This is a genomic window from Syntrophotaleaceae bacterium (assembly GCA_041390365.1).
Classification (GTDB): Bacteria; Desulfobacterota; Desulfuromonadia; order Desulfuromonadales; family Syntrophotaleaceae; genus JAWKQB01.
Genome location: JAWKQB010000001.1, coordinates 1,213,667 through 1,233,631, shown reverse-complemented (window position 1 = coordinate 1,233,631; position 19,965 = coordinate 1,213,667). Strand labels below are relative to the sequence as shown.

The 19,965-nt window shown below is 54.2% G+C and carries 18 protein-coding genes; 17 read left to right on the top strand and 1 reads right to left on the bottom strand.

What is annotated here, in order from left to right:
• Window positions 1-58 precede the first annotated feature (58 nt).
• The 10 genes from R2940_05810 to R2940_05765 all read left to right on the top strand — a co-directional run bounded on the left by R2940_05810 (window position 59) and on the right by R2940_05765 (window position 13,955).
• Entirely contained in the window at window positions 59-715 is a 657-nt protein-coding gene (locus R2940_05810) for a sugar transferase (GenBank protein ID MEZ4599285.1), read from the top strand.
• Entirely contained in the window at window positions 712-1,767 is a 1,056-nt protein-coding gene (locus R2940_05805) for an ATP-grasp domain-containing protein (protein ID MEZ4599284.1), read from the top strand. Before R2940_05810 ends, R2940_05805 begins: the two co-directional genes overlap by 4 nt.
• Window positions 1,768-1,893: 126 nt before the next feature.
• Window positions 1,894-2,718, top strand: coding sequence for a PHP domain-containing protein (locus R2940_05800; protein ID MEZ4599283.1), 825 nt, complete (start codon window positions 1,894-1,896; stop codon window positions 2,716-2,718).
• Between the two features lie 18 nt (window positions 2,719-2,736).
• A complete protein-coding gene (locus R2940_05795; protein ID MEZ4599282.1) occupies window positions 2,737-3,945 on the top strand; it encodes a DegT/DnrJ/EryC1/StrS aminotransferase family protein in 1,209 nt (402 codons plus the stop codon).
• Between the two features lie 348 nt (window positions 3,946-4,293).
• Window positions 4,294-6,234 (top strand): nucleoside-diphosphate sugar epimerase/dehydratase, encoded by a 1,941-nt coding sequence (locus R2940_05790; GenBank protein MEZ4599281.1) that lies wholly within the window; start codon window positions 4,294-4,296, stop codon window positions 6,232-6,234.
• Between the two features lie 67 nt (window positions 6,235-6,301).
• Window positions 6,302-7,648 (top strand): outer membrane beta-barrel protein, encoded by a 1,347-nt coding sequence (locus R2940_05785; GenBank protein ID MEZ4599280.1) that lies wholly within the window; start codon window positions 6,302-6,304, stop codon window positions 7,646-7,648.
• Between the two features lie 98 nt (window positions 7,649-7,746).
• Complete coding sequence (locus tag R2940_05780) at window positions 7,747-8,550, top strand: SLBB domain-containing protein (GenBank protein ID MEZ4599279.1); 804 nt, start codon at window positions 7,747-7,749, stop codon at window positions 8,548-8,550.
• Window positions 8,551-8,606: 56 nt separating this feature from the next.
• Complete coding sequence (locus R2940_05775; protein MEZ4599278.1) at window positions 8,607-10,802, top strand: polysaccharide biosynthesis tyrosine autokinase; 2,196 nt, start codon at window positions 8,607-8,609, stop codon at window positions 10,800-10,802.
• Window positions 10,803-10,969: 167 nt separating this feature from the next.
• Window positions 10,970-11,674 carry a CpsB/CapC family capsule biosynthesis tyrosine phosphatase gene (locus tag R2940_05770; GenBank protein ID MEZ4599277.1) on the top strand — a complete coding sequence of 235 codons (705 nt, stop codon included), beginning with the start codon at window positions 10,970-10,972 and terminating at the stop codon, window positions 11,672-11,674.
• Complete coding sequence (locus tag R2940_05765; GenBank protein MEZ4599276.1) at window positions 11,667-13,955, top strand: hypothetical protein; 2,289 nt, start codon at window positions 11,667-11,669, stop codon at window positions 13,953-13,955. Before R2940_05770 ends, R2940_05765 begins: the two co-directional genes overlap by 8 nt.
• Before the next feature lie 19 nt (window positions 13,956-13,974).
• Here R2940_05765 and R2940_05760 read toward each other — a convergent pair whose 3' ends face one another.
• Window positions 13,975-15,174, bottom strand: a complete 1,200-nt coding sequence (locus R2940_05760; protein MEZ4599275.1) for an ATP-dependent 6-phosphofructokinase — start codon at window positions 15,172-15,174, stop codon at window positions 13,975-13,977.
• 120 nt (window positions 15,175-15,294) lie between these two features.
• Here R2940_05760 and R2940_05755 point away from each other — a divergent pair, with 120 nt between their 5' ends.
• The 7 genes from R2940_05755 (at window position 15,295) to R2940_05725 (ending at window position 19,960) form a co-directional block, all read left to right on the top strand.
• Window positions 15,295-15,876 carry a hypothetical protein gene (locus R2940_05755; protein ID MEZ4599274.1) on the top strand — a complete coding sequence of 194 codons (582 nt, stop codon included), beginning with the start codon at window positions 15,295-15,297 and terminating at the stop codon, window positions 15,874-15,876.
• Window positions 15,877-16,068: 192 nt separating this feature from the next.
• Window positions 16,069-16,296, top strand: a complete 228-nt coding sequence (locus R2940_05750; protein MEZ4599273.1) for a ferredoxin family protein — start codon at window positions 16,069-16,071, stop codon at window positions 16,294-16,296.
• 57 nt (window positions 16,297-16,353) lie between these two features.
• Window positions 16,354-17,421, top strand: coding sequence for a 3-methyl-2-oxobutanoate dehydrogenase subunit VorB (locus R2940_05745; GenBank protein MEZ4599272.1), 1,068 nt, complete (start codon window positions 16,354-16,356; stop codon window positions 17,419-17,421).
• A gap of 2 nt (window positions 17,422-17,423) precedes the next feature.
• Window positions 17,424-18,194 carry a thiamine pyrophosphate-dependent enzyme gene (locus R2940_05740; GenBank protein ID MEZ4599271.1) on the top strand — a complete coding sequence of 257 codons (771 nt, stop codon included), beginning with the start codon at window positions 17,424-17,426 and terminating at the stop codon, window positions 18,192-18,194.
• 29 nt (window positions 18,195-18,223) lie between these two features.
• Window positions 18,224-18,802: a 2-oxoacid:acceptor oxidoreductase family protein gene (locus R2940_05735; protein ID MEZ4599270.1), complete on the top strand. Its 579-nt coding sequence runs from the start codon at window positions 18,224-18,226 to the stop codon at window positions 18,800-18,802.
• A complete protein-coding gene (locus tag R2940_05730) occupies window positions 18,799-19,218 on the top strand; it encodes a DNA polymerase III subunit chi (protein MEZ4599269.1) in 420 nt (139 codons plus the stop codon). Before R2940_05735 ends, R2940_05730 begins: the two co-directional genes overlap by 4 nt.
• Window positions 19,219-19,240: 22 nt before the next feature.
• A complete protein-coding gene (locus tag R2940_05725; protein MEZ4599268.1) occupies window positions 19,241-19,960 on the top strand; it encodes a 16S rRNA (uracil(1498)-N(3))-methyltransferase in 720 nt (239 codons plus the stop codon).
• Window positions 19,961-19,965 lie beyond the last annotated feature (5 nt).

The window sequence follows — 19,965 nt, the reverse complement described above, 5'->3', positions numbered from 1 at the left end:
TTCGGCCAAGTCGGGCGCTTAGGGTCATCCCGCAGGCTGGTGTCCCTGCGCGAGTGTCATGAAAAGACTGTTCGATTTGATGGTTTCGTCTTTTGCTCTGATTCTAACGCTCCCGCTTTTCGGACTTATTGCGGCAGTCATTCGAATCAATATGGGGCCCCCGGTTCTTTTCCGGCACTTGCGGCCCGGTTTGAATGGCTGCCCTTTCTATTTATTGAAATTCAGGACGATGGTTAACGCCTTTGATAAAAACGGCAAACTGCTTCCAGGGCAAAAAAGATTGACGTCTCTCGGTCGTATGCTCAGAGCCCTGAGTCTGGATGAGCTGCCCCAGTTGATCAACGTCCTGAAGGGCGAAATGAGCCTCATAGGCCCCAGGCCTTTGCTGATGGAATATCTCGACCTCTATACACCGGAGCAGAAACGTCGACTGGAGGTGAAACCAGGCGTCACCGGTTGGGCCCAGGTGAACGGACGCAATGCCCTTTCCTGGGAAGAGAGGTTTGCTCTGGATGTCTGGTACGTAGACCACCAGTCCATTTGGCTCGATCTGAAAATCATCGGGCTGACCCTGGTGAAGGTCATCAGGCGGGAAGGCATAACGACCAAAAACGGAAACCTTGCCGAACACTTTTCAGGCTCTGCCGGTGGGTCGAAGAAAAGCACCCTTTCCCGACCACTTCGAAACGAGCATCAAGGAAAGGACTTGAAATGATGGCAAACAATTTCAGGACAATTAATGTTCTTTTGACAGGAGCCGGAGGTGATCAGAGTATTTTCATCTGGAAGGCCCTGAAGCAATCTGCGCTTAATACCCGGATCGTGGCCTGCGACAGCAGTTATCTCTCCGTCGGTCTTTACCGTACCGATCTGGGCTATGTCATTCCGAATGCTACCTCCAAGGATTTTCTGCCAAAAATCAAGGAAATCATACGGATCGAAAAAATCGACATCGTCATGACCGGCGGGATGGCGGAGATGATGGTTTTGGCAGAACATTCAGAGGAGATCACGAATGAAACCGGCGCCTATGTTGTCGCTCCGCCCTTTGAAGCCCTGAAAGTTGCCGGAGACAAGTGGTTGCTTGTCAATTTTCTCAGGGAAAGAGGCTTCAATCATCCCCGGTCCTGTATTCCTGGAAATGATGATGAACTGATCCGTTTCCAGCAGGAAGTTCCTTTCCCCTACATCGTCAAGGGGCGTTTTGGAGCAGGCTCCAGGCAATTATCCATGGCTCGCAACAGTCAGGAACTGGATCATTTGATGTCTGTTCTGGAAAAGCCGATCATTCAGGAATATCTTCTGCCCGATGACGGGGAATTCACCGTAGGGTGCTTCTGCGACCGCGATTCCAGGGCTGTGGGAACCATTGTTATGAAAAGGACACTTGGTCATGGCCTGACCCACAAGGCGCAGGTCCTTTTTCATGATGAAATTTCCGGGTACTGTGAAAGTATTGCGGAAAAACTCGGGTATGTTGGTCCGCTGAATCTTCAGTTGCGTCTGACTGACCGGGGGCCGGTACTTTTTGAGATTAATCCGCGATTTTCGAGTACCGAATCGGCTCGGGCATATTTTAATTTCAACATGCCTGAAATGTGCATCCGCCATTTTTTATTCCATCAGGACATACCACGCCCCCAAGTCAAAACCGGTTATTTTTTTAGAATATTTGATGATGTTTTCGTTGATGGCATGGCGGTGGAGAAAACCCGGGCAACCGGCATATCCAAAGGGATCTCGGCCAAAATTGTCCCGAATTTTTGAATGAGAGAATTTGAAAAGAGATAGTCAGGATATAAAGCAGAGGATAGAGGACAAAAATCTGATTTTATCTTGGGACCTTCCCGATTTTCCACGACTGTTGCGAACTCGGATAAGATTGGCGTGACGATGACGGTTTCCGGAATGACCGGGATTTATCATATTCATTCGAATTACTCCTATGACGGGACCAACAGCCTGGAGGAGATTGCTGATTGGGCCCGGGCTCATGGAATTCGTTTTGTGCTACTCACCGAACATGATCTCGGTTTCGATCAGGAGAAGTTTGACCGGTATTTGTTTGAATGCTCGAAATATAGAAAGGACGTCCTTCTGGTTCCGGGGATGGAATATGAGGTAATTCATCGGGGAGGCATCATTCACATCGGAGCGGTCGGTCTGCCCGATCTGGTGCAACGTTCCGTCCTTGATAAAGGGATAGAGCCTCTGGTCGAAAAAATCCACGAGAAGGGCGGGATCGCCGTTCTGCACCATCCCAGCAACATCAGACGGCTGTTGAACAAAGACGATCTTAAATCCTTCGATTTCATAGAAGTTTGGAATACCAAGTTTGATTGCGATTTTGCACCCAACGGAGATTTTTTAGAATGGCTAAAAAGGACCTGGTGCGGATCATGTCTCGTTTCCGCCGATATTCATGAAGTGGCCCGGTTCGACAGAAAGCGCATACCCCGGATCGAACTGAGTCTCGATCCGGAGAGATTGGAGACATCGGCCATTGTCGACCAGTTGATAAACCGGATGTATCGCTGCCTCAAGGGGCAATGGGAATTTCTGCCCGACGGATCCTGCACATCCTCCAGGTTAATACATAGGTATCTACCCGAAATCTGCTCGGTCAAAAAAAGAATTTTCCGGATTGCCAGGGCGCTGGTGCCGGAACCATACCGCAAAACTGTCTACAAGCTTGTGAACAGGGCATGGATACGATGAAAAAAGGAGAAAATGTCCATGAAGTCGATCTCTCAGGGCCAGTCTGTGGGAAAGAAATCTGTTACATCCCCTTGGCCAATCTTTGCGGACGACGAAATTGAAGCCGTTGTCCGGGTTCTTCAATCCGGGAAGGTGAATTACTGGACCGGGGAGGAAGGGCGCCTGTTCGAAGAGGAGTTTGCAGGCCACGTCGAGACCAGACACGCCATTGCCCTCGCCAATGGGACCGTTGCCCTGGAGCTGGCTCTGTATGCCCTTGGCATAGGACCAGGAGATGAAGTCATAACGACCAGCAGGACTTTCATCGCCTCAGCCAGCGCTATTGTCATGCGTGGCGCGACCCCGGTCCTGGCCGATGTCGATCTCGAAAGCCAGAACATCACGGCAGAGACGATCGCTGCCGTCCTGACGGACAGAACCCGCGCCGTCATCGTGGTTCACCTGGCTGGTCGGCCTTGCGAGATGGATTCCATTATGGCCCTTGCAGCAAAGCACAGGATCAAGGTTGTGGAGGACTGCGCGCAGGCTCACGGTGCGCTCTATAAAGGGAGAAAGGTCGGGTCTATGGGGCATGTCGGGGCTTTCTCTTTCTGCCAGGACAAGATTATGACCACGGGCGGGGAAGGGGGAATGCTGACGACCGACGATGATGATCTTTGGGAATGCGCCTGGTCATACAAGGATCACGGAAAAAGCCGCCAGGCAGTATTCGATCAGGGGCATCCGCCCGGTTTTCGATGGCTGCACGAATCCTTTGGCACAAACTTGCGGATGACGGAGATTCAGGCTGCCCTGGGAAGGGTGGTTTTGCGGAAACTGCCCGATTGGGTTGCCCTTCGCCGCAGAAATGCTGCGATTCTCGATGAGTTGTTCAGTGACCTGCAAGGTTTGCGGATCTGTGTTCCACCTCCTCACCTGACCCACTCTTATTACAAATATTATGCATTCGTCCGCCCCGAGAATCTGAAAAACGGGTGGAACCGCGACAGGATAATGCAAGCCATTGCTGCCGAAGGTGTTCCCTGCCTCAGTGGAAGCTGCAGCGAAATCTATCTCGAAAAGGCTTTTATCGATAGGGGCATCGGCCCATCCTCGCGGTTGCCCGCTGCCAGAGAACTCGGCGAAAACAGCCTCATGTTTCTGGTTCATCCATCGCTGGAAGTGGAAGAGATGCACTATTGCGGAACCGTTGCTCGGAAAGTCATTCAGGAGGCGCAAATTACCTGACCAATTTTAAATGGCAATTCCACCTATTGCTGAGCTCGAATCAAGATTAGAAATACCAGCTTTAGAACCCCTGCTTGATTGCCTATCATCCATTTTCCCAATGAAATCCGCCTAATTTCAACGTTTGTTTCGACTGCTTCCTGTATCTGTCGAACAGCAGCATCGATCCCGAAACTAATTTTTCGCAAAAACAAAAAACATCAAAAATTTAAGTATTTGTATAACTGTTTCAAAGGTCTGCTTCAATTTGACAACCGGTTTCCACATGATATGCATTTAAGGAATCGAGTTTAAGGGAAAAGCCTCGCTGGGCATTCCAAACTTGATTTTAATTAGAGGGGGGGCTGCATGTCCGAAACAGTGGAAGCCCGATTTTGGGGAAAATTTATTATTACGTATAAATCCAGAAGGGCGCTCATCATCATTTTCCATTTGGTGGTGGTGATGTTTTCCCTCCTGCTCGCCTTTCTGCTCCGGTTCGATCTGAAAATACCTCCTCAGTACTGGCCCGTCATTGTGGAAATGCTTCCCTTTGTGGTTCTGATCAAACTGATCGTTTTCCGTGCCATGGGCATGTCCGTCGGCTGGTGGCGCTACGTTTCGATCCCGGACATGCTTCTGATCCTGCGGGCCAATATCGCAGGCTCCATCGGATTTATCCTTTATGCCGTTTTTTTTCGTTATATGAACAGTCTGCCGAGGTCGGTCATCATCCTGGACTTCCTGGTCTGTTTCATGACGATGATCGGGGTCCGGGTTCTGACCCGCATCGCCCGGGAACAGAGAGGAATACGCTCCAAAAACTATGATGACAACAGAAAAAGCGCTCTGGTGGTGGGATCGGGCAGCGTGGCTCAAACCATCGTCCGGGAAATCAGGGAGAATCCTAAGCTGTGCAAGTCCGTCCTGGGATTCATCGATCGGGATCGTGAAAGAAAAGGCTGGATTTTCAATGGAGTGCCTGTCCTTGGGACCCTCGGGGATCTGGATAAGATCTGCAGCCGGAATGAAATCGATCTGGTCATCATTGCCGAGTCCTCGGTTTCAGCCAAAGAGTTGCGGGAGATCGTCACCTTCTGCAAGAAAAAACGGATCGAGTCGAAAATATTGCCGGCGATCGGCGACATCATTTCCGGACAGGTGTCTCTTCAGCATTGCCGGGAGGTTCGCCTGGAAGATCTTCTGGGAAGAGCTCCGATTCGGCTCGATGTCAAGGAGATCAACCAGTATCTTCACGGGAAGCGGGTTTTGGTGACCGGTGCAGCCGGAAGCATCGGCAGCGAGATCTGTCGTCAGGTCGCCCAGTTTGGACCGGACTCCCTGGTTCTGGTGGAGAATGCCGAGACGCCCCTGTTTCATCTGGAGAACGAGCTGAGGGCGCAATTCCCAAGACTTCCCATGACCCCGAGCTTGACTGACATCCGCGACCTGACGCGCATCAACCAGGTCTTCCAGGAGCACCGGCCGCAGGTGGTATTTCATGCCGCCGCCTACAAGCACGTGCCCATGTCGGAAATCAATCCTTTTGAGGTGGTCAAGAACAATGTTTTCGGCACAAAAAAGGTGGTCGATGCCAGCATCGAGGTCGGTGTGGAACACTTCGTCCTTATTTCCACCGACAAGGCCGTGAATCCGACCAATATCATGGGTGCGACCAAACGGGTGGCTGAAATCTATGTCCAGCGCCTGCCAAAAAACTGCCGAACCAAAGCCACAACGGTTCGTTTCGGCAATGTGCTGGGAAGTCACGGCAGCGTCATTCCGATTTTCCGCGATCAGATTCAAAAAGGTGGCCCCGTCACCGTGACCCATCCGGAAATCACGCGCTTTTTCATGACAATCCCTGAAGCGGTGCAACTTGTTCTTCAGGCAGGGTGCATGGGGTTCGGGGGGGAAATATTCCTGCTGGACATGGGCGAGCCGGTGAAAATCATCCGCCTCGCCGAGGAAATGATCCGCCTGTCCGGACGGCGCCCCTATGAAGATATCGAAATCGCCTTCACCGGTTTGCGTCCGGGCGAAAAACTTTATGAGGAACTGCTTATCGAAGGGGAAGGAGTGAAGCCGACGAGCCATGAAAAAATCAGGATTCTGGAGGCAGCCAGCACCTCAGGTTTCGTGGATCAGAAAAGTGAAGAGTTGCTGCAGGCCATCCAGACCGGCAACGCGGAGATTCTGATCGCAACGCTTAAAGCCCTGGTTCCTGAATTCAACACCAGCAACGGTTCAAAGTTCGACGTTTTCAAAGAGGTCAAGGAGGTTGGCGACAGAGTCAATCTGGTGGGATGACCTGCCTGTCAACCCTGGGGCGGCAACCCGAAATCCGCCCGCTCATCTGCCAACGATGGAGGTTGAAATGAAATGCCGAATTGCCCTGTTCTGCTCGTGTCTGTTTTTCTTCTGTCAACCCGTAATTGCCGAGGAGCTGCCCGCAACCCAGGTGAATGATTTTGAGACGAAGGCCCCCCAAAACCCCTATCTGGTACCGGCGATGCCTTACACCGAGAGCCCCTTCGTGCAGCAGTCCACCGGGAATGTTATCGGTGAATTTATCGGTGGTAAAACCGGCTACATCCATCCGTATGTAGGCCTCGCCGAATACTATACAGACAACCTTTTCAACGCGGACTCGGGCCGGGAAGATGATTTCTATACCCGAATCACGCCGGGGATCTGGGTGGTATTGCCGGCCAGCAGATATCCGCTTCGGCAATTGAGCACCCTCAACACTGCTCCCGGAGGATTGGCCCTGAGCCGGATCCGCACCAGAGGGAAAACCAGGATCGAGGCTTATGGCGGATATCAGGCGGATATCTTCGAGCACAGCCAGTTCTCCTCTCAGGATCATGTCAATCAGAAAGCGGAGGGTTTTTTCCGGTACAACTTCAGAGGCGGTTTGTCCATGGAGGTGCTCAACATATACGAACTGAACCGCGATCCCTACGGCACGGGGGACAGCGACACCCTGGACAAGTACTGGTCGAATCTGGTGAACGCCGCTGTCTCCTATGAAATAAGCTCCAAGACCAGAGTCGAGGGCGAATACAGCTTCTTTACCTTGAGCTATGATCGCGACAGGCTCGAGTTTCGTGATCGGGACGACAACAGCTTTGTCCTTCGGGGCTACTACCGCGTCCTGCCGAAAACAGCGGCCCTGGTGGAATACAACTATATCAACATCGATTACGACGAAGAGGAGCAGCTGGACAGCGATGAACATCGCGGCTACCTCGGTTTCGAGTGGGACCAGAGCGGCAAGTCGCGCTGGAGGCTTATGGTGGGCGCGGGGCTGAAGGATTTCGACGGGGCCAATGGGGATGATGACGTCAATCTGCTGACCGAAATCCAGTTTCTGCACCGATTCACTCCCAAGACCTATGCGGAGCTGCGGGCCAGCCGGACCACCAATGAAACGGATAGCCTGGATTCCGACTACACCCTGGTTCACAGAATCCAGCTGAAGTATTACCAGAGGTTTACACCCAGGTTTATCGCCGCACTCAATACCTATTACGAGAACACGGATTACAAGGGCGATAGTAGGGAGGATGACAGGATAGGAGCCGGTATTGACCTGAAGTACACCTTGACCAACTGGATGGCGCTGTCGGGTGGATATTTCTTCGTAACTCGCGATTCCGATGTTGACGGATCGGACTACGACAAAAACACCGCCTATCTCAGCCTGATTTTTTCTCTTTGATCGGAACGGAGATGTCGCAGGAAACGGAAATTATCTGCGACCAGATCTTCCTCCAGGCACAGGTGTCGATGACGAAGTCGGAAAGGAGATGTTTAGAGATGAGACTGACAATCGGGATAACGTTATTTGTGCTGTTGATCGCCTTGAGGGGTCAGCTTGGGGCGGCGGAAGAATCCGATTACCGTGTAGGAGAAGGCGATGTCCTTCAGATCATGGTCTACGGCAACCCCGACCTGACAACCACGGCTCGAGTCAGCGGCAAGGGTACGATCCTCTTCCCCCTGATCGGAGAAGTGGGCATAGACGGACTGACGATCTCCCAGGTGGCGCAGAAAGTCGCTGGACGGTTGGAGAAGGGCTATATCCTGAACCCCCAGGTCTCGGTATTCGTCCAGCAGTTCGGCAGCCAAAAAGCCACCATTATGGGCGAGGTGACCACTCCCGGTCTGTATGAACTGAGCGGTGTCACCACACTCATGGAATTGATTTCCAAAGCCGGGGGTGTGACCGATGACGCCGGAGATACCGTGACCATCAGGCGCAAGAATCCCGCCACCCCAAACAAGGACGAAGTGATGACCATCAGTCTTACCAACCTCATGGAAAAGAACGATGGGGGACCGAAACCGACAATCAGGGGAGGAGACAGCGTTTTCGTTGCCAAAGCGGGCGTCATCTATGTCACAGGCCAGGTCAAAAATCCCGCCGCCTACAAACTTGAACCGGGGACGTCCGTTATCAAGGCTGTGACCATGGCGGGAGGATTTACCGAATTGGCCTCCCAGAGACGGATCCAGATTATCCGCAAGATTCAGGGACAGGAAAAGTTGATGGAAAAAGTTCCCCTGCATACCCTGGTCGAGCCTGATGACGTCATTGTCGTTCCCGAAAGCTTTTTTTGAGTGTTCGGCCCGGGAAACACTCCTCCGGCCATAATTCAACAGGATGGTGCAAATTTATGGATATAAAAAACCAGAATCTTCATTTGCGGGACATATTCCGGATACTGAGAAAAAGACGAAGCGTCCTGGTCGGATTTTTCGTCACCTTCTTCTCCATTGTGCTCCTGTTCACCTTTACTTCCACCCCCTATTATGAGGGCAGCACCAAAATAATGGTGGAAAAGGCGGAGGGGGAGGATCTTACCGGAGGCAGATATGTCAGCAGGGCGACCGATCCGGAGTTTTACGGAACACAGTTTCAGTTGATCAAAAGCCGGGCTGTGGCGCGAAGGGTGGTCCAAACCCTGGGGCTGGACAAGAATCCCGAGGCTTTTTTCGGGAAGCAGGCTGGACGACAATCTCCCCTGGAAATCATTGTCCCGAAAATCAAGGGCATGATCAGCGGCATAGTCAATCTATTTTCCAAGGAAAAGACGGTTGACGACAAAAAGCAGGATGAACTTTCCCCCGGCGAAATAATCGCTGCCCAGATCAGTGAAAAAATCCAGGTGCGACCGGTTGAAGGGAGCCGGATTGTGAATATCTCCTTCCTTTCTCCGAATCCTCAACTGGCCGCCCTGGTGGCCAACACCACGGCCGATGCCTACATCGAAACCATCCTGGAGATGAAGCTGAATTCGACCCGCACCCGGCTTGAATGGATGACCCAGAAAGCCGAGGCGGAGGCCGAAAAACTTCAGAAATCCGAACAGGCTCTGCAGGAATACATGAAAACCAACAATCTGGTCACCATCGAAGACAGGATGACCATGACCCCGGAACAATTGACCGAAATCAATCTGCAACTGCTGCGGGCCGAGGCCCGCAGAAAGGAGCTTGAATCCCTGTACGGCAAGGTCAAGTCTGTGGGGAAGAATTACGGGATTGCCCAAAATATTACCGCCGTCGCCTCGCAACCGGCCTTGCAGGCCATTCGGGCCCAGATCGTGGAAACGGAAAAATCTCTCATGGAGCTGGGGAACAAGTACGGACCGAAACATCCGATCATGGTCAAGGCACAGGGCGATCTTCAGCTGCTGGAACGGAAACGGGACCAGGAAATCGAACGGATCATCGAATCGATCAAGGTCGAGTACGAACTGGCCGAAGCCAATGAGAGAAGCCTGCAGGAGAAACTGGTCAACAGCAAGACCGAGGCCATCGTTCTCAATGAAAAGTTCATTCAATACGGCCATCTAAAACGGGTGGTCGACACCAACCGCACCCTCTACGACGCCTTGCTTCTGAAAATGAAGGAGCAGAGCATTACCGAGGAAAACCAGCCGGTCAATCTCTGGCTGGTGGAAAACGCCAAGGTTCCCCGTAAACCGGCCAAGCCATGGGTGGCAGCCAACCTGCTGATCGGTCTTGTCGTCGGTGCTTTGGGAGGGGTGGCTTTTGTGTTTTTCATGGAGTACCTCGACAATACCATCAAGGACCCCGAAGACGTGGAAAGGGCTTTCGGCCTGCCTGTCATCGGTGTGGTTCAGCGGTGGAAGAAAAAATCCGAAGACCTGGAAAATATCGTCATCAAAGAACCCCTGTCCCAACTGGCGGAGAGCTACCGCGGGATTCGTACTGCCATCCAGCTCTCGTTTCCGGACAATCCACCCAAAAGAATTCTCTTGTCCAGCGCAGTGCAGGGTGAGGGGAAGACAACAACGGCTGTCAATCTGGCGATGATCACGGCCCAATCGAATCAGAGGGTTCTGCTGATCGAAGGCGACCTTCGGCGACCGCGGCTGCACCGCATATTCAAGCTCAACAACGCCAAAGGTCTCAGCAATTATCTGGCGGGAGAAGTGGATGGCCCCATCATGCAAAAAGGACCCTTGCCGCGGATGGCGATCATACCGGCCGGTCCGATTCCTCCCAATCCGGCCGAACTTCTGGTCTCTTCACGCATGCAGACACTGCTTGAAGCGGCCGCGCGGGATTTCGATTTCATAATCTGCGACGCCCCGCCGCTGCTGCCGGTTGCCGACACCCGTATTCTGGCCAGGCTTTTCGATGGGGTGATCCTCATCTGCAACGCCGGCAAGACAACCTTCGATATGGCGGAAAGATCGGTGAAGATGGTTCATGATCTGCGGGCCAGGCTGCTGGGGCTGGTGGTCAATCGGCACGACATCGCCAAGAGCGGCTATTATCACCAGAGCTATTATGACTATTACGAAACCCCGAAAAGCAGTCCGGAAGTCAGTAAAGGATAGGTCACGGCATTCGGCGCTTTTTACCCTTGTCGTTTGGAAAGGTTATCAGTCCTGATGTCCTCAATTTATCCAGGAATCTGCGATGAGCGGTATTGAGAAGATGCCGCTTGTTGCAGGCCCAGGGGCATTCAGACCCGGGCCGCTCACCGACTTTAGGAATACTTGACATGGTGGATATCCATTGCCACATCCTTCCCGGTGTTGACGACGGGCCAGAAGAACTGCGCCATTCGCTGCAAATGGCCGAAATGGCAGCAGCCGACGGAATTGCCCGGATCGTCGCTACTCCCCACGTCAAGGACGATCTTCTGTCTCCGGGATTTTTGTCCGAACGAATCCGGGAATTCAGAGAAAACTTGAGGATGATTGGCTCCCCGCTGGAGATGTACCTCGGGGCTGATGTCAGTTCGGCCCTGCCGCCGAACATACAGGCCCGGTACACCATAAACAGGGGTCCCTATTTTCTTCTGGAATTTCCCCACAGCCATCTGCCCCGCAACGCCGAGCAGATCGTTTTCAGCATCCTGCTGGCTCAGTTGCGGCCCATCATCACCCATCCTGAACGGAATCCGTCGATTATCCGTGAACCCGACCTGCTTTTCCGTCTTGTCGAAGCCGGGGCACTGGTGCAGGTCACCGCCGGGAGTCTGACCGGATTGTTTGGCGTGGACGCCAATCACTGCACCCGTTACCTGCTTAAAAAAAAGATGGTGCATTTCATCGCCACCGATGCCCATTCACCGAGACACCGCCGGCCGGTTCTGTCGAAGGCAGTCGAGGAAGCTGCTTCGATTATTGGTAAACCGGCTGCACTGGCCCTGGTTACAGCCAACCCCAAAGCCGTCCTGGAAGGGAGGCCGCTGGATGAATAGAGCCGCCTTCGTTTTTCTTGTAGCCGCCTTCGTCTGGGCTCCCCTCAGTCCTTTTTTCGAATCACCCTGGGCCGGGCTGCTGTTTGTCCTGCTGCCGCTTTTTTCCCTGCTGCTGCTGATACTTGAGTGCTGGGAAGAAACCTCCGGGGTTCAGATCCCGCCAGGATTCAATGCTCTTCTGATCCTTATCGCCTTCGGCCTTGTGCAGCTCATCCCGCTGCCACCTGCGGTGGTTCGCGTCCTTTCTCCCAATTCCTGGACCATCTACCGCGACTCCCTCGGGCATTTTCAGAACGATGTATGGGTTCCTCTCACCTTGACCCCAAAAGCCACCCTCTCGGCTCTTCTGGGCTTGATCGGCTGCTGGGCCGCCTATGTGGCTGGTGCGAATCTTCTCGTGGAAGAAAAAAGGTTGAAAATCGCTGCTTCCCTTTTCACGGTGATTGCCGGCGTGATCGCTCTTTTTTTCCTGGGCCTCTGGGTCATAGGAGCCCTTTCCGGTCAAAACCTGCTGAAATCGATGCCGGGACCTGAACAAACAGCTCTCGCTTCCTCTATCATGGTTATTTTCTGTATCTTCGGGCTGGTGCATTTTTTGGCCGAGCGGCCGACTGTCAACTACGGTAACCTGCAGGAACGCATCAACGATTTTTTTTTCTCCTTCCGGACCAAAGGTCATGTTGTCTATTTGGTGCCGGCCCTGATCATCCCTTTGGCCCTGTTGCTCGTTTGGCCAGGCGCGCTGCAGATCCTTCTTTTGAATGTGATCCTTGTTCTGGTCCTGCTGGGTCTTCGCAGTCGGGGACGGCGGGTGTTGACCTATCTGTTCGGGTACCTGCTGCTGGTGCTGATTCTGGCCCTTATCTCCTTTATCGGGAGGGAGAGCCGGGGGTTCGATACTGCCAGGCAAGCCGAGACCGTCGATGAAAGTGCCGTGTCCAGCGAGCTTGTCGCGGATTTCCTGTTGACGGGCGCAGGCTACGGTTCCTTTCCGTCTGTCAGCCAACGCTATCGTGTCATCCGCTCGACAGACAAACTCCAGAACACGGCCGGACAGTCTTTCATTCCTATGATAAGCCAGGGCGGTCTTTTCGGACTTGCGGCAGCTGCCTGGTTTCTGACCAACTTTCTGATTCTGACTTTTCATCGCTGGTGGAGTCGCCGCAACAAGCAGAGGGTTTACCTTTTTCCTGCAGGCCTTGCAGGAATTCTCTCCTTCATCCTGTGCTACTTGTCATGGGGTGGGACTGGTCCGCAGGAAATTTTTCTGCCGGTTTCCATTCTGTTCGGCATTACAGCCGCTTCTGCCAAACCCCTGCCCCAGACCCGTCAGGAAAACGACCCTTTGCAGGTCAACCGTCCGATAACGGTATTTTTGACGATTTCCGCTCTCTTTTTTGCCGCCTTTTTCAGTCTCGGCGAACTGGCCGGCCAAAATTTTTATGATCAGGCCCGGAACCTTGTTGCGGAAAAGGGGGAAGCCCGGGAATATTCCCGCAAGATGCTGGTGCGGGCAACATTTTTCGATCCCTTCAACAGCCACTATCACTTTGCTCAGGGGTATCTGGCTCTGGACTCCGGGAAAGAGGCGGCGGCGCGCCGCCATTTCATCGAGGGCATCAGGCTTGCGCCGCTGGACAGCAGTGCCCTTTTCAGCCTCGGCCAGTTGATGTTTGAGTCGGGAAATGCGGATTCCGGCAAAAAACTGCTCCAGGCTGCTTTAAAAAACGCTCCCTTGTCCCGGGAAATTCAATCGGCCTACATCGGGCAACTGATCCGCACAGGACAGATTAAGGAGGCTTTTGCGCTGATCCGGCACTTTCTGCAAGTCCGCCCCGAGGACACATTATTCTGGGTTCAGGTGGTGTCCAACCTGGGCATAGAAGATGTCCTCCGTCCGCAAATTCTGCCTGAGTCGTCGAGAAGCTATCACGATTACGGCATGTATCTGCTGGAAAAAGGGGAACCAGAAAAAGCGGATCGATTTTTTCGTAGAGCCCTGGGATATGCCCGAAAAGAGAAAAAGACCGAAAAAGCGATCTTTTTGTCGATGGTAGGTTTTTTTGAAAAAAATAGAAATTTTGATCATGCCCTGGACGCCCTGCTTCTGGCACGGGAAAAATTTCCTGATGATGCCTCCCTGCTGATGGCGAGCGGCAGGGTATACGAGCAGATGGGGATCACCTTCAAAGCCAGGGAAATTTATCAGGAAGTATTGATTATCGATCCTGGAAACGAGGACGCCCGCCGCAGGATGGACATTCTGGACACCGTCTTCTAGACGGGGTTTTGCAAAACCATCAGATTTCACTGGTCATGATGAACAGGGGGCGGTTCCTGAAGGTTTCATACTTGGGCCGAAGGCGTTCGGTATTGTAATACCGGTCGACGTCGACAACCTTCTTGCGGGTCGCGACCACTTCCAGGGGGACGCTTTCGTAGCAGCCGTTGATGAGACTGACAAGGCGCCCGGTGTTTTTGCTCAAAATGAGATCGAGAGCCATGTTACCGAAGGCCATGGGAACAATGGAGTCGATGGCGTCCGGATCTCCGCAGCGGACCAGGTATCCGAGTCTCTGGTTGACCACGTTGATCCGTTTTCCCTGATTAAACCGGGGAGACATTTCCTTGAGGAAATTGCCGACCCTGTCCCCGATGCCTCCCAGTTTGCGATGGCCGTACTGATCCCTTTCGATCCCTTCGAAGGACAGGTCCGTGTCCTGCAGCATATGGGCCCCTTCGGAAATCAGGACCACCGCATATTTGCTGGGGTGGGCGTTCCTGTCGCTCACCAGCAGTTCCGTCAACTGTTCGATGTCGAAAGGGTATTCAGGAATGACACAGCGGTCTGCCGCGCCCGCCATGGTCGGCAACATGGCCGTGAACCCCGCATAACGGCCGAAGACCTCGATGACCAGCAGTCGCTCATGGGAGCCGGCCGTAGTCCTCAGTGTGTGGGTCAGTTCGATGGTCCGGGTGACGCAGGTGCTGAAGCCTATGCAGTAGTCCGTTCCCGGCACATCGTTGTCCATGGTCTTGGGAATCGCAACGATTTTCACCCCCTCCTGATGCAGCCTCTGGGCGTAACTCAGGGTGTCGTCGCCGCCGATGGGGATCAGATAATCGACGCCAAGGTATTCGAGGTTTTTCAATATCTCGGGAGTCAGATCATTCACCTTGTCACGATAGCGGTCGCGCAGATGATAGGGGAGGGCAGTGTCGGGCAGATGGCTCGGTCGGGTCCTCGAGGTGTGGATGAAGGTTCCTCCCGTGCGCCCGGCCCGGTTGACGATATCCTCGGTCAGCAGTTTGTAGTATGGACCGTTGTCCGCACCCTGTTCGGGAATCATTTCCACCAGGCCGGCCCACCCCCGGCGGATTCCGATGACCCTGAAACCTTCCCTCAAGGCGCGAAAGGTGACCGCGCGAATCGCAGGGTTCAGTCCGGGTACGTCTCCCCCTCCGGTCAAGATGGCGATGGTTCCCCGATGGTTGCTCATAACCTTTCCTCCCTGTCCGCTCAAAATTGTTGGAAACGTCTAAATTATACAGCAAATAGTTTTTTATAAGGCAGGCCGGAAGGCTTTTGTCAAAAAAGGAACGCCACACCCGAAAGGGGCATGGCGTTCCTGAAAAAAGGTCTGATTTGGAAATATTTTGGTTCAGCAGGCAAATTAACGGGTAACGCTAGACCAAGACAGGGACCACCCTGGCTGAACGACGGAAACTCCAAGGAAACCTCCGGGCCGGACGACGGGAGCTGCAGTGTGACAGGGCACAGGAACGTACCGGGGCACGGCCTGCACCCGATGTCTCCTGTCATAATGCTGAGAATAGTAGCGATCGTTGGTTTTGGCCCGGCGGATATCGTGGCTGGCTTCATTCTGCATTCTGCTGATGCGGGCCTTTTCCCTCGGGCTGAGGTAGCCGTCCTTAAAGGCATGGTGTTTTGCAGCGCGGATGTCTTTCTGATCATGGCGCAGGTGCCTCAACTCCTGTTTGGTGATCTGTCCGGATCTGACGCCCTGGTGAATTCTGTGCTGTTGGTTTTGCTGCCGCTCTCCGATCGGGCCTGCTGCAAAGGCAGCCGTACAAAGCATGAGTGCTCCAAAAACCGTTCCGATGACGATGATCTTTTTCATGACTGTATTCCTTTCTGGTCGAGGTTGATGATGTTCTTGCCCCTTCTGACGGATCATTAAAAACAAGGTTTACAGGGAAGAAGAGGGCAGCTTCTGGTAGGGACTATCGTCAGACTTCCTATTGCGAAAAATCGGACGATTTGCTAGTGTGCCACGAGCGCGGGCTTTCAATGCCGTGACCGATCGGAAACGGCATCCGGTAGCACGCACTTTCGCCCGGGCTCAAAAGTTTTCAATGAAGGGAAACCGCAGGTGAAAAAAATTATTATCGATGAGGATTTCTGCAAAGGATGCGGACTGTGCGTGTTGGCCTGCCCTTTCAAGCTGCTTACGATCGGCAGGAAGTACAACAAACACGGTTATCCTTTGGCCCAGATCGAGGATGAGGAACAGGCTCGATGCACCTCCTGTGCGGCCTGCGCCAGGATGTGCCCCGACGTGGCCATCACCGTGCTGAAGGAAAAATCGGAGCGCAACTAGGTAAACGCAGCCGGGCAGGAATCGATTGGAAAAGAACGTGCGTGCTTGGAGGGACTTTTGAACCAGCGTCTTTTTGTCAAGGGGAACGAAGCGGTCTGCATGGGAGCCATAGAGGCCGGCTGCCGCCATTATTTCGGATACCCCATTACGCCACAGAATGAGATCCCGGAGTTCATGTCCAGGGAAATGCCGAAAGTAGGAGGGGTGTTTCTCCAGGCCGAAAGCGAAGTTGCGGCGATCAATATGGTGCTGGGAGCCGGCGGATCAGGAGCCAGGGTCATGACCTCATCCTCCGGGCCCGGCATATCCCTGAAGGCCGAGGGGATGTCCTTTATCGCCGGCAGCGAGGTCCCGGCGGTGATCGTCAACATGGTCCGTTCCGGGCCGGGACTGGGAGGCATAGATGCTTCCCAGGCCGACTATTTTCAGGCGGTGAAGGGAGCGGGTCACGGCGGCTACCGCATGGTGGTTCTGGCCCCCGAATCCGTCCAGGAGCTCTACGACCTGACCATGCTGGCCTTTGATCTGGCGGATCGCTACCGGATGCCGGCCCTGATTCTCGGTGACGCCATGATCGGGCAGATGAAGGAAGCTCTGGTTCCCCATCCGTACAGCCCTCCGGCGGACCTGCCGCCCAAAACCTGGGCCGCGTCGGGGAAACGGGGTCGAAAAACCGGAAACACCATCAAATCCCTTTACCTCAAGGATGGGGAACTGGAAGCCCACAACTGGCACCTGCACGGCAAGTACGACCTTCTGAAACAGAACGAGGTGCGTGTGGAAAGCTCTGGCCTGGAGGACGCCGATCTGATCGTGACCGCTTTCGGCTGTGCCGCCCGGATTCTCAAGACCGCTGTGTTCATGGCGCGGGAAAAGGGTTTGAAGGTCGGCCTGATTCGCCCCATTACCGTCTTTCCCTTTCCCGAACAGGCGTTTCGCCAGGCGACGGAGGGCGGCAAACCGGTCCTGTGTGTGGAGTTGAACAACGGCCAGATGGTCGAAGACGTCAGGCTTTCCGTGGATCGCGCTGCTGACGTTTATTTCTACGGCCGGCCGGGCGGGACCGGAAGCCTGCCGACTCCCGAGGAACTTTTCGAACAGATCTGCAGATACTGCAAGGATTGATCATGCCCACTACCGTTCAAACCGTATTTCAGCGCCCCGCATCCCTGAAGGAGGTGTCCAGCCATTTCTGTCCCGGCTGCCAGCACGGCACCATCCATCGGCTGGTTGCCGAGGCCCTCGATCAGTTGCAGCTCCAGGATCGCACTGTCGGGATCGCTTCCGTCGGGTGCAGCGTGCTCCTGTACGAATATTTCGACATCGATGTCATCGAGGCTCCCCACGGCCGGGCACCTGCCGTGGCCACCGGGGTAAAAAGGGCTCATCCCGACAGCATTGTGTTCACCTATCAGGGGGACGGCGACCTTGCCGCCATCGGCACGGGGGAGATCATCCATGCCGCCAACCGGGGTGAGAACATGACCGTCATCTTCGTCAACAACAGCACCTACGGCATGACCGGAGGGCAGATGGCTCCCACGACCCTGCCCGGCCAGGTGACGACCACTTCTCCCCGCGGGCGCGATACGGGGACGGAGGGGCATCCGATCAAAATGGCCGAGTTGATCGCCATGCTGGGGGGCACGACCTTCTCGACCCGGGTTGCTGTCGATTCCAACAAAAATATTGTTCGCGCCGGCAAGGCCATCCGCAAAGCTTTCGAGATTCAGGTCGCCAACCGGGGGTTCGCTTTCGTCGAAGTGCTCGCCACTTGTCCGACCAACTGGGGTCTGTCACCCCTGGATGCAAACGAGCGGGTGGCCAAGGAGATGATGGAAACATTTCCCCTGGGCGTTTTCCGGGACCTGACCGATCTTTCGGCCGAGACCCGTTGAATTCGCAACAATCACGGATGGGATAAACAATGAATTACGATGTCTTTATGGCAGGATTCGGTGGGCAGGGGATTCTTCTGATCGGCAACCTGCTGGCCTATGCGGCTATTCTTGAAGGTAAAAACGCTTCCTTCTTCCCCGCGTACGGTCCTGAAAAACGAGGGGGATCGGCAACCTGCACGGTCATCGTTGCCGATGGCGAAATCGGCTCTCCCGTGGTCGGCTGCCCCGGCAATGCGCTGCTTCTGAACCAGATGGCCATGGACAAGTATTTCACGGCCGTCAAACCGGGCGGCCGGGTCCTGATCAATACCTCGCTGATGGAAGACCGGGGGTATTCCCGTCAGGACCTCGAGATCCTGCCCATGCCCGCCAACAAACTGGCCATGGATGTGGGAGATGTCCGCCTGGTGAACATGATCATGCTGGGTGCTTTTGTGGAAATGAGCGGCATCGTCCGTCCGGCGACGCTCAAGGAAGCCCTCGATGGAATCCTTCCCGAGCGGAACAAGAAATTTATACCAGCCAACATGCAGGCACTGGACTGTGGTGCCGCCTTCGCCCAAAAAGTTGACCAGCATGCCGTTCGCCGGAGCGGAACCCCTTGACCCGAGTCGAGTTCATCAAGCTTTCCAAACCTGAAAAGGCCAAACATCTCTGCGATCTGGCAGAGGAGTTTTTCGAGAGAGGGAAAAAGGTTGTCATTACCGTCCAGGACGACAACCAGGGAGTCACTTTGGATCGCTTCATGTGGACCTGGCGGAAAGGCTCCTTCATTCCCCATATTTATGATAACGGGGCGGTGGATTGCCTTGCCGAACCCATCATTATCGTAAACCAGGAAAGAAACCCCAATGGGGCATCGATACTGGTCATGGGAAAACCGTGCAGCATCGACTTCATCCGCCATTTTGAAAGAGCCATCGACTTTGCCGAGATCTATGACGATGAACTGGCCCAGGCGGCCCGCAAACGGTTCACAGGCTACCGCGGAGCCGGGTTCGAGGTTGCCATGCGTAAATAGTGGCGGCCTCGGAAGCAGGATTTTGCTGCACCATGATCCCGTGCTCGAAACAACAACGGCCCTGCCGCCCGAAGCGGTCAGGGCCTTGTCGTACTGGTCAGCTCGGCCGGGAGAGATCGTAACCGTTACCGGCCCTGACGGAACCCTCTTCAGGGCAAGGATCGTCAACCTTTCGTCTCTGGAGGCACTGGTGGTGCCTTTCGAAAGGTGGCCTCGCACGTCAGGAATTCGCGGTCGTCTGGCGGTTTATCAGGCCCTGCCGCAGAAGGAGCGTTTCGAGCTGATTCTGGAAAAACTCACCGAACTTGGGGTTGATCGCATTGCTCCCTTTACTTCGAGGCGCTCGGTCACTTTGCAGCAGAGGGATGCCGGCCAGAAAAAGTCGCATAAATGGCCGGAAGTTGTCCTGCGAGCCGCCAAACAGTGCCGCAGGGACATGCTTCCTGAGCTGGCCCCTGTCCTCGCCTGGACGCAGGTTCTGCAGGAAATTGCCCGGTCAGACCATCGGATGATGCTCTATGAGGGACGCGATCTTCCTGCCCTTGGTGAAGCCGGCGCGGAGGCCCTCGGGAATATAGCTCTCCTGATTGGACCCGAAGGGGGCTTCAGCGAGGATGAGGTCAGGGAGGCCCGGGCGGCCGGGATCGTTCCGGTGTCTCTTGGGCGGAGGATTCTGAGGACCGAAACCGCGGCTATCGTCGCGACCGCCATTCTTCAGTACTGTCTTGGTGATCTGGGATAAGACAC

Bases quoted from the DNA above. Each gene is read 5' to 3' on its own strand.
- R2940_05805 (MEZ4599284.1), top strand. From the start codon at position 712: ATGATGGCAAACAATTTCAGGACAATTAATGTTCTTTTGACAGGAGCC.
- R2940_05810 (MEZ4599285.1), top strand. From the start codon at position 59: ATGAAAAGACTGTTCGATTTGATGGTTTCGTCTTTTGCTCTGATTCTA.
- R2940_05760 (MEZ4599275.1), bottom strand. From the start codon at position 15,174: ATGAGCAACCATCGGGGAACCATCGCCATCTTGACCGGAGGGGGAGAC.
- R2940_05735 (MEZ4599270.1), top strand. From the start codon at position 18,224: ATGAATTACGATGTCTTTATGGCAGGATTCGGTGGGCAGGGGATTCTT.
- R2940_05775 (MEZ4599278.1), top strand. From the start codon at position 8,607: ATGGATATAAAAAACCAGAATCTTCATTTGCGGGACATATTCCGGATA.
- R2940_05755 (MEZ4599274.1), top strand. From the start codon at position 15,295: ATGGCGTTCCTGAAAAAAGGTCTGATTTGGAAATATTTTGGTTCAGCA.
- R2940_05795 (MEZ4599282.1), top strand. From the start codon at position 2,737: ATGAAGTCGATCTCTCAGGGCCAGTCTGTGGGAAAGAAATCTGTTACA.
- R2940_05790 (MEZ4599281.1), top strand. From the start codon at position 4,294: ATGTCCGAAACAGTGGAAGCCCGATTTTGGGGAAAATTTATTATTACG.
- R2940_05780 (MEZ4599279.1), top strand. From the start codon at position 7,747: ATGAGACTGACAATCGGGATAACGTTATTTGTGCTGTTGATCGCCTTG.
- R2940_05770 (MEZ4599277.1), top strand. From the start codon at position 10,970: ATGGTGGATATCCATTGCCACATCCTTCCCGGTGTTGACGACGGGCCA.
- R2940_05800 (MEZ4599283.1), top strand. From the start codon at position 1,894: ATGACGGTTTCCGGAATGACCGGGATTTATCATATTCATTCGAATTAC.
- R2940_05765 (MEZ4599276.1), top strand. From the start codon at position 11,667: ATGAATAGAGCCGCCTTCGTTTTTCTTGTAGCCGCCTTCGTCTGGGCT.
- R2940_05785 (MEZ4599280.1), top strand. From the start codon at position 6,302: ATGAAATGCCGAATTGCCCTGTTCTGCTCGTGTCTGTTTTTCTTCTGT.
- R2940_05740 (MEZ4599271.1), top strand. From the start codon at position 17,424: ATGCCCACTACCGTTCAAACCGTATTTCAGCGCCCCGCATCCCTGAAG.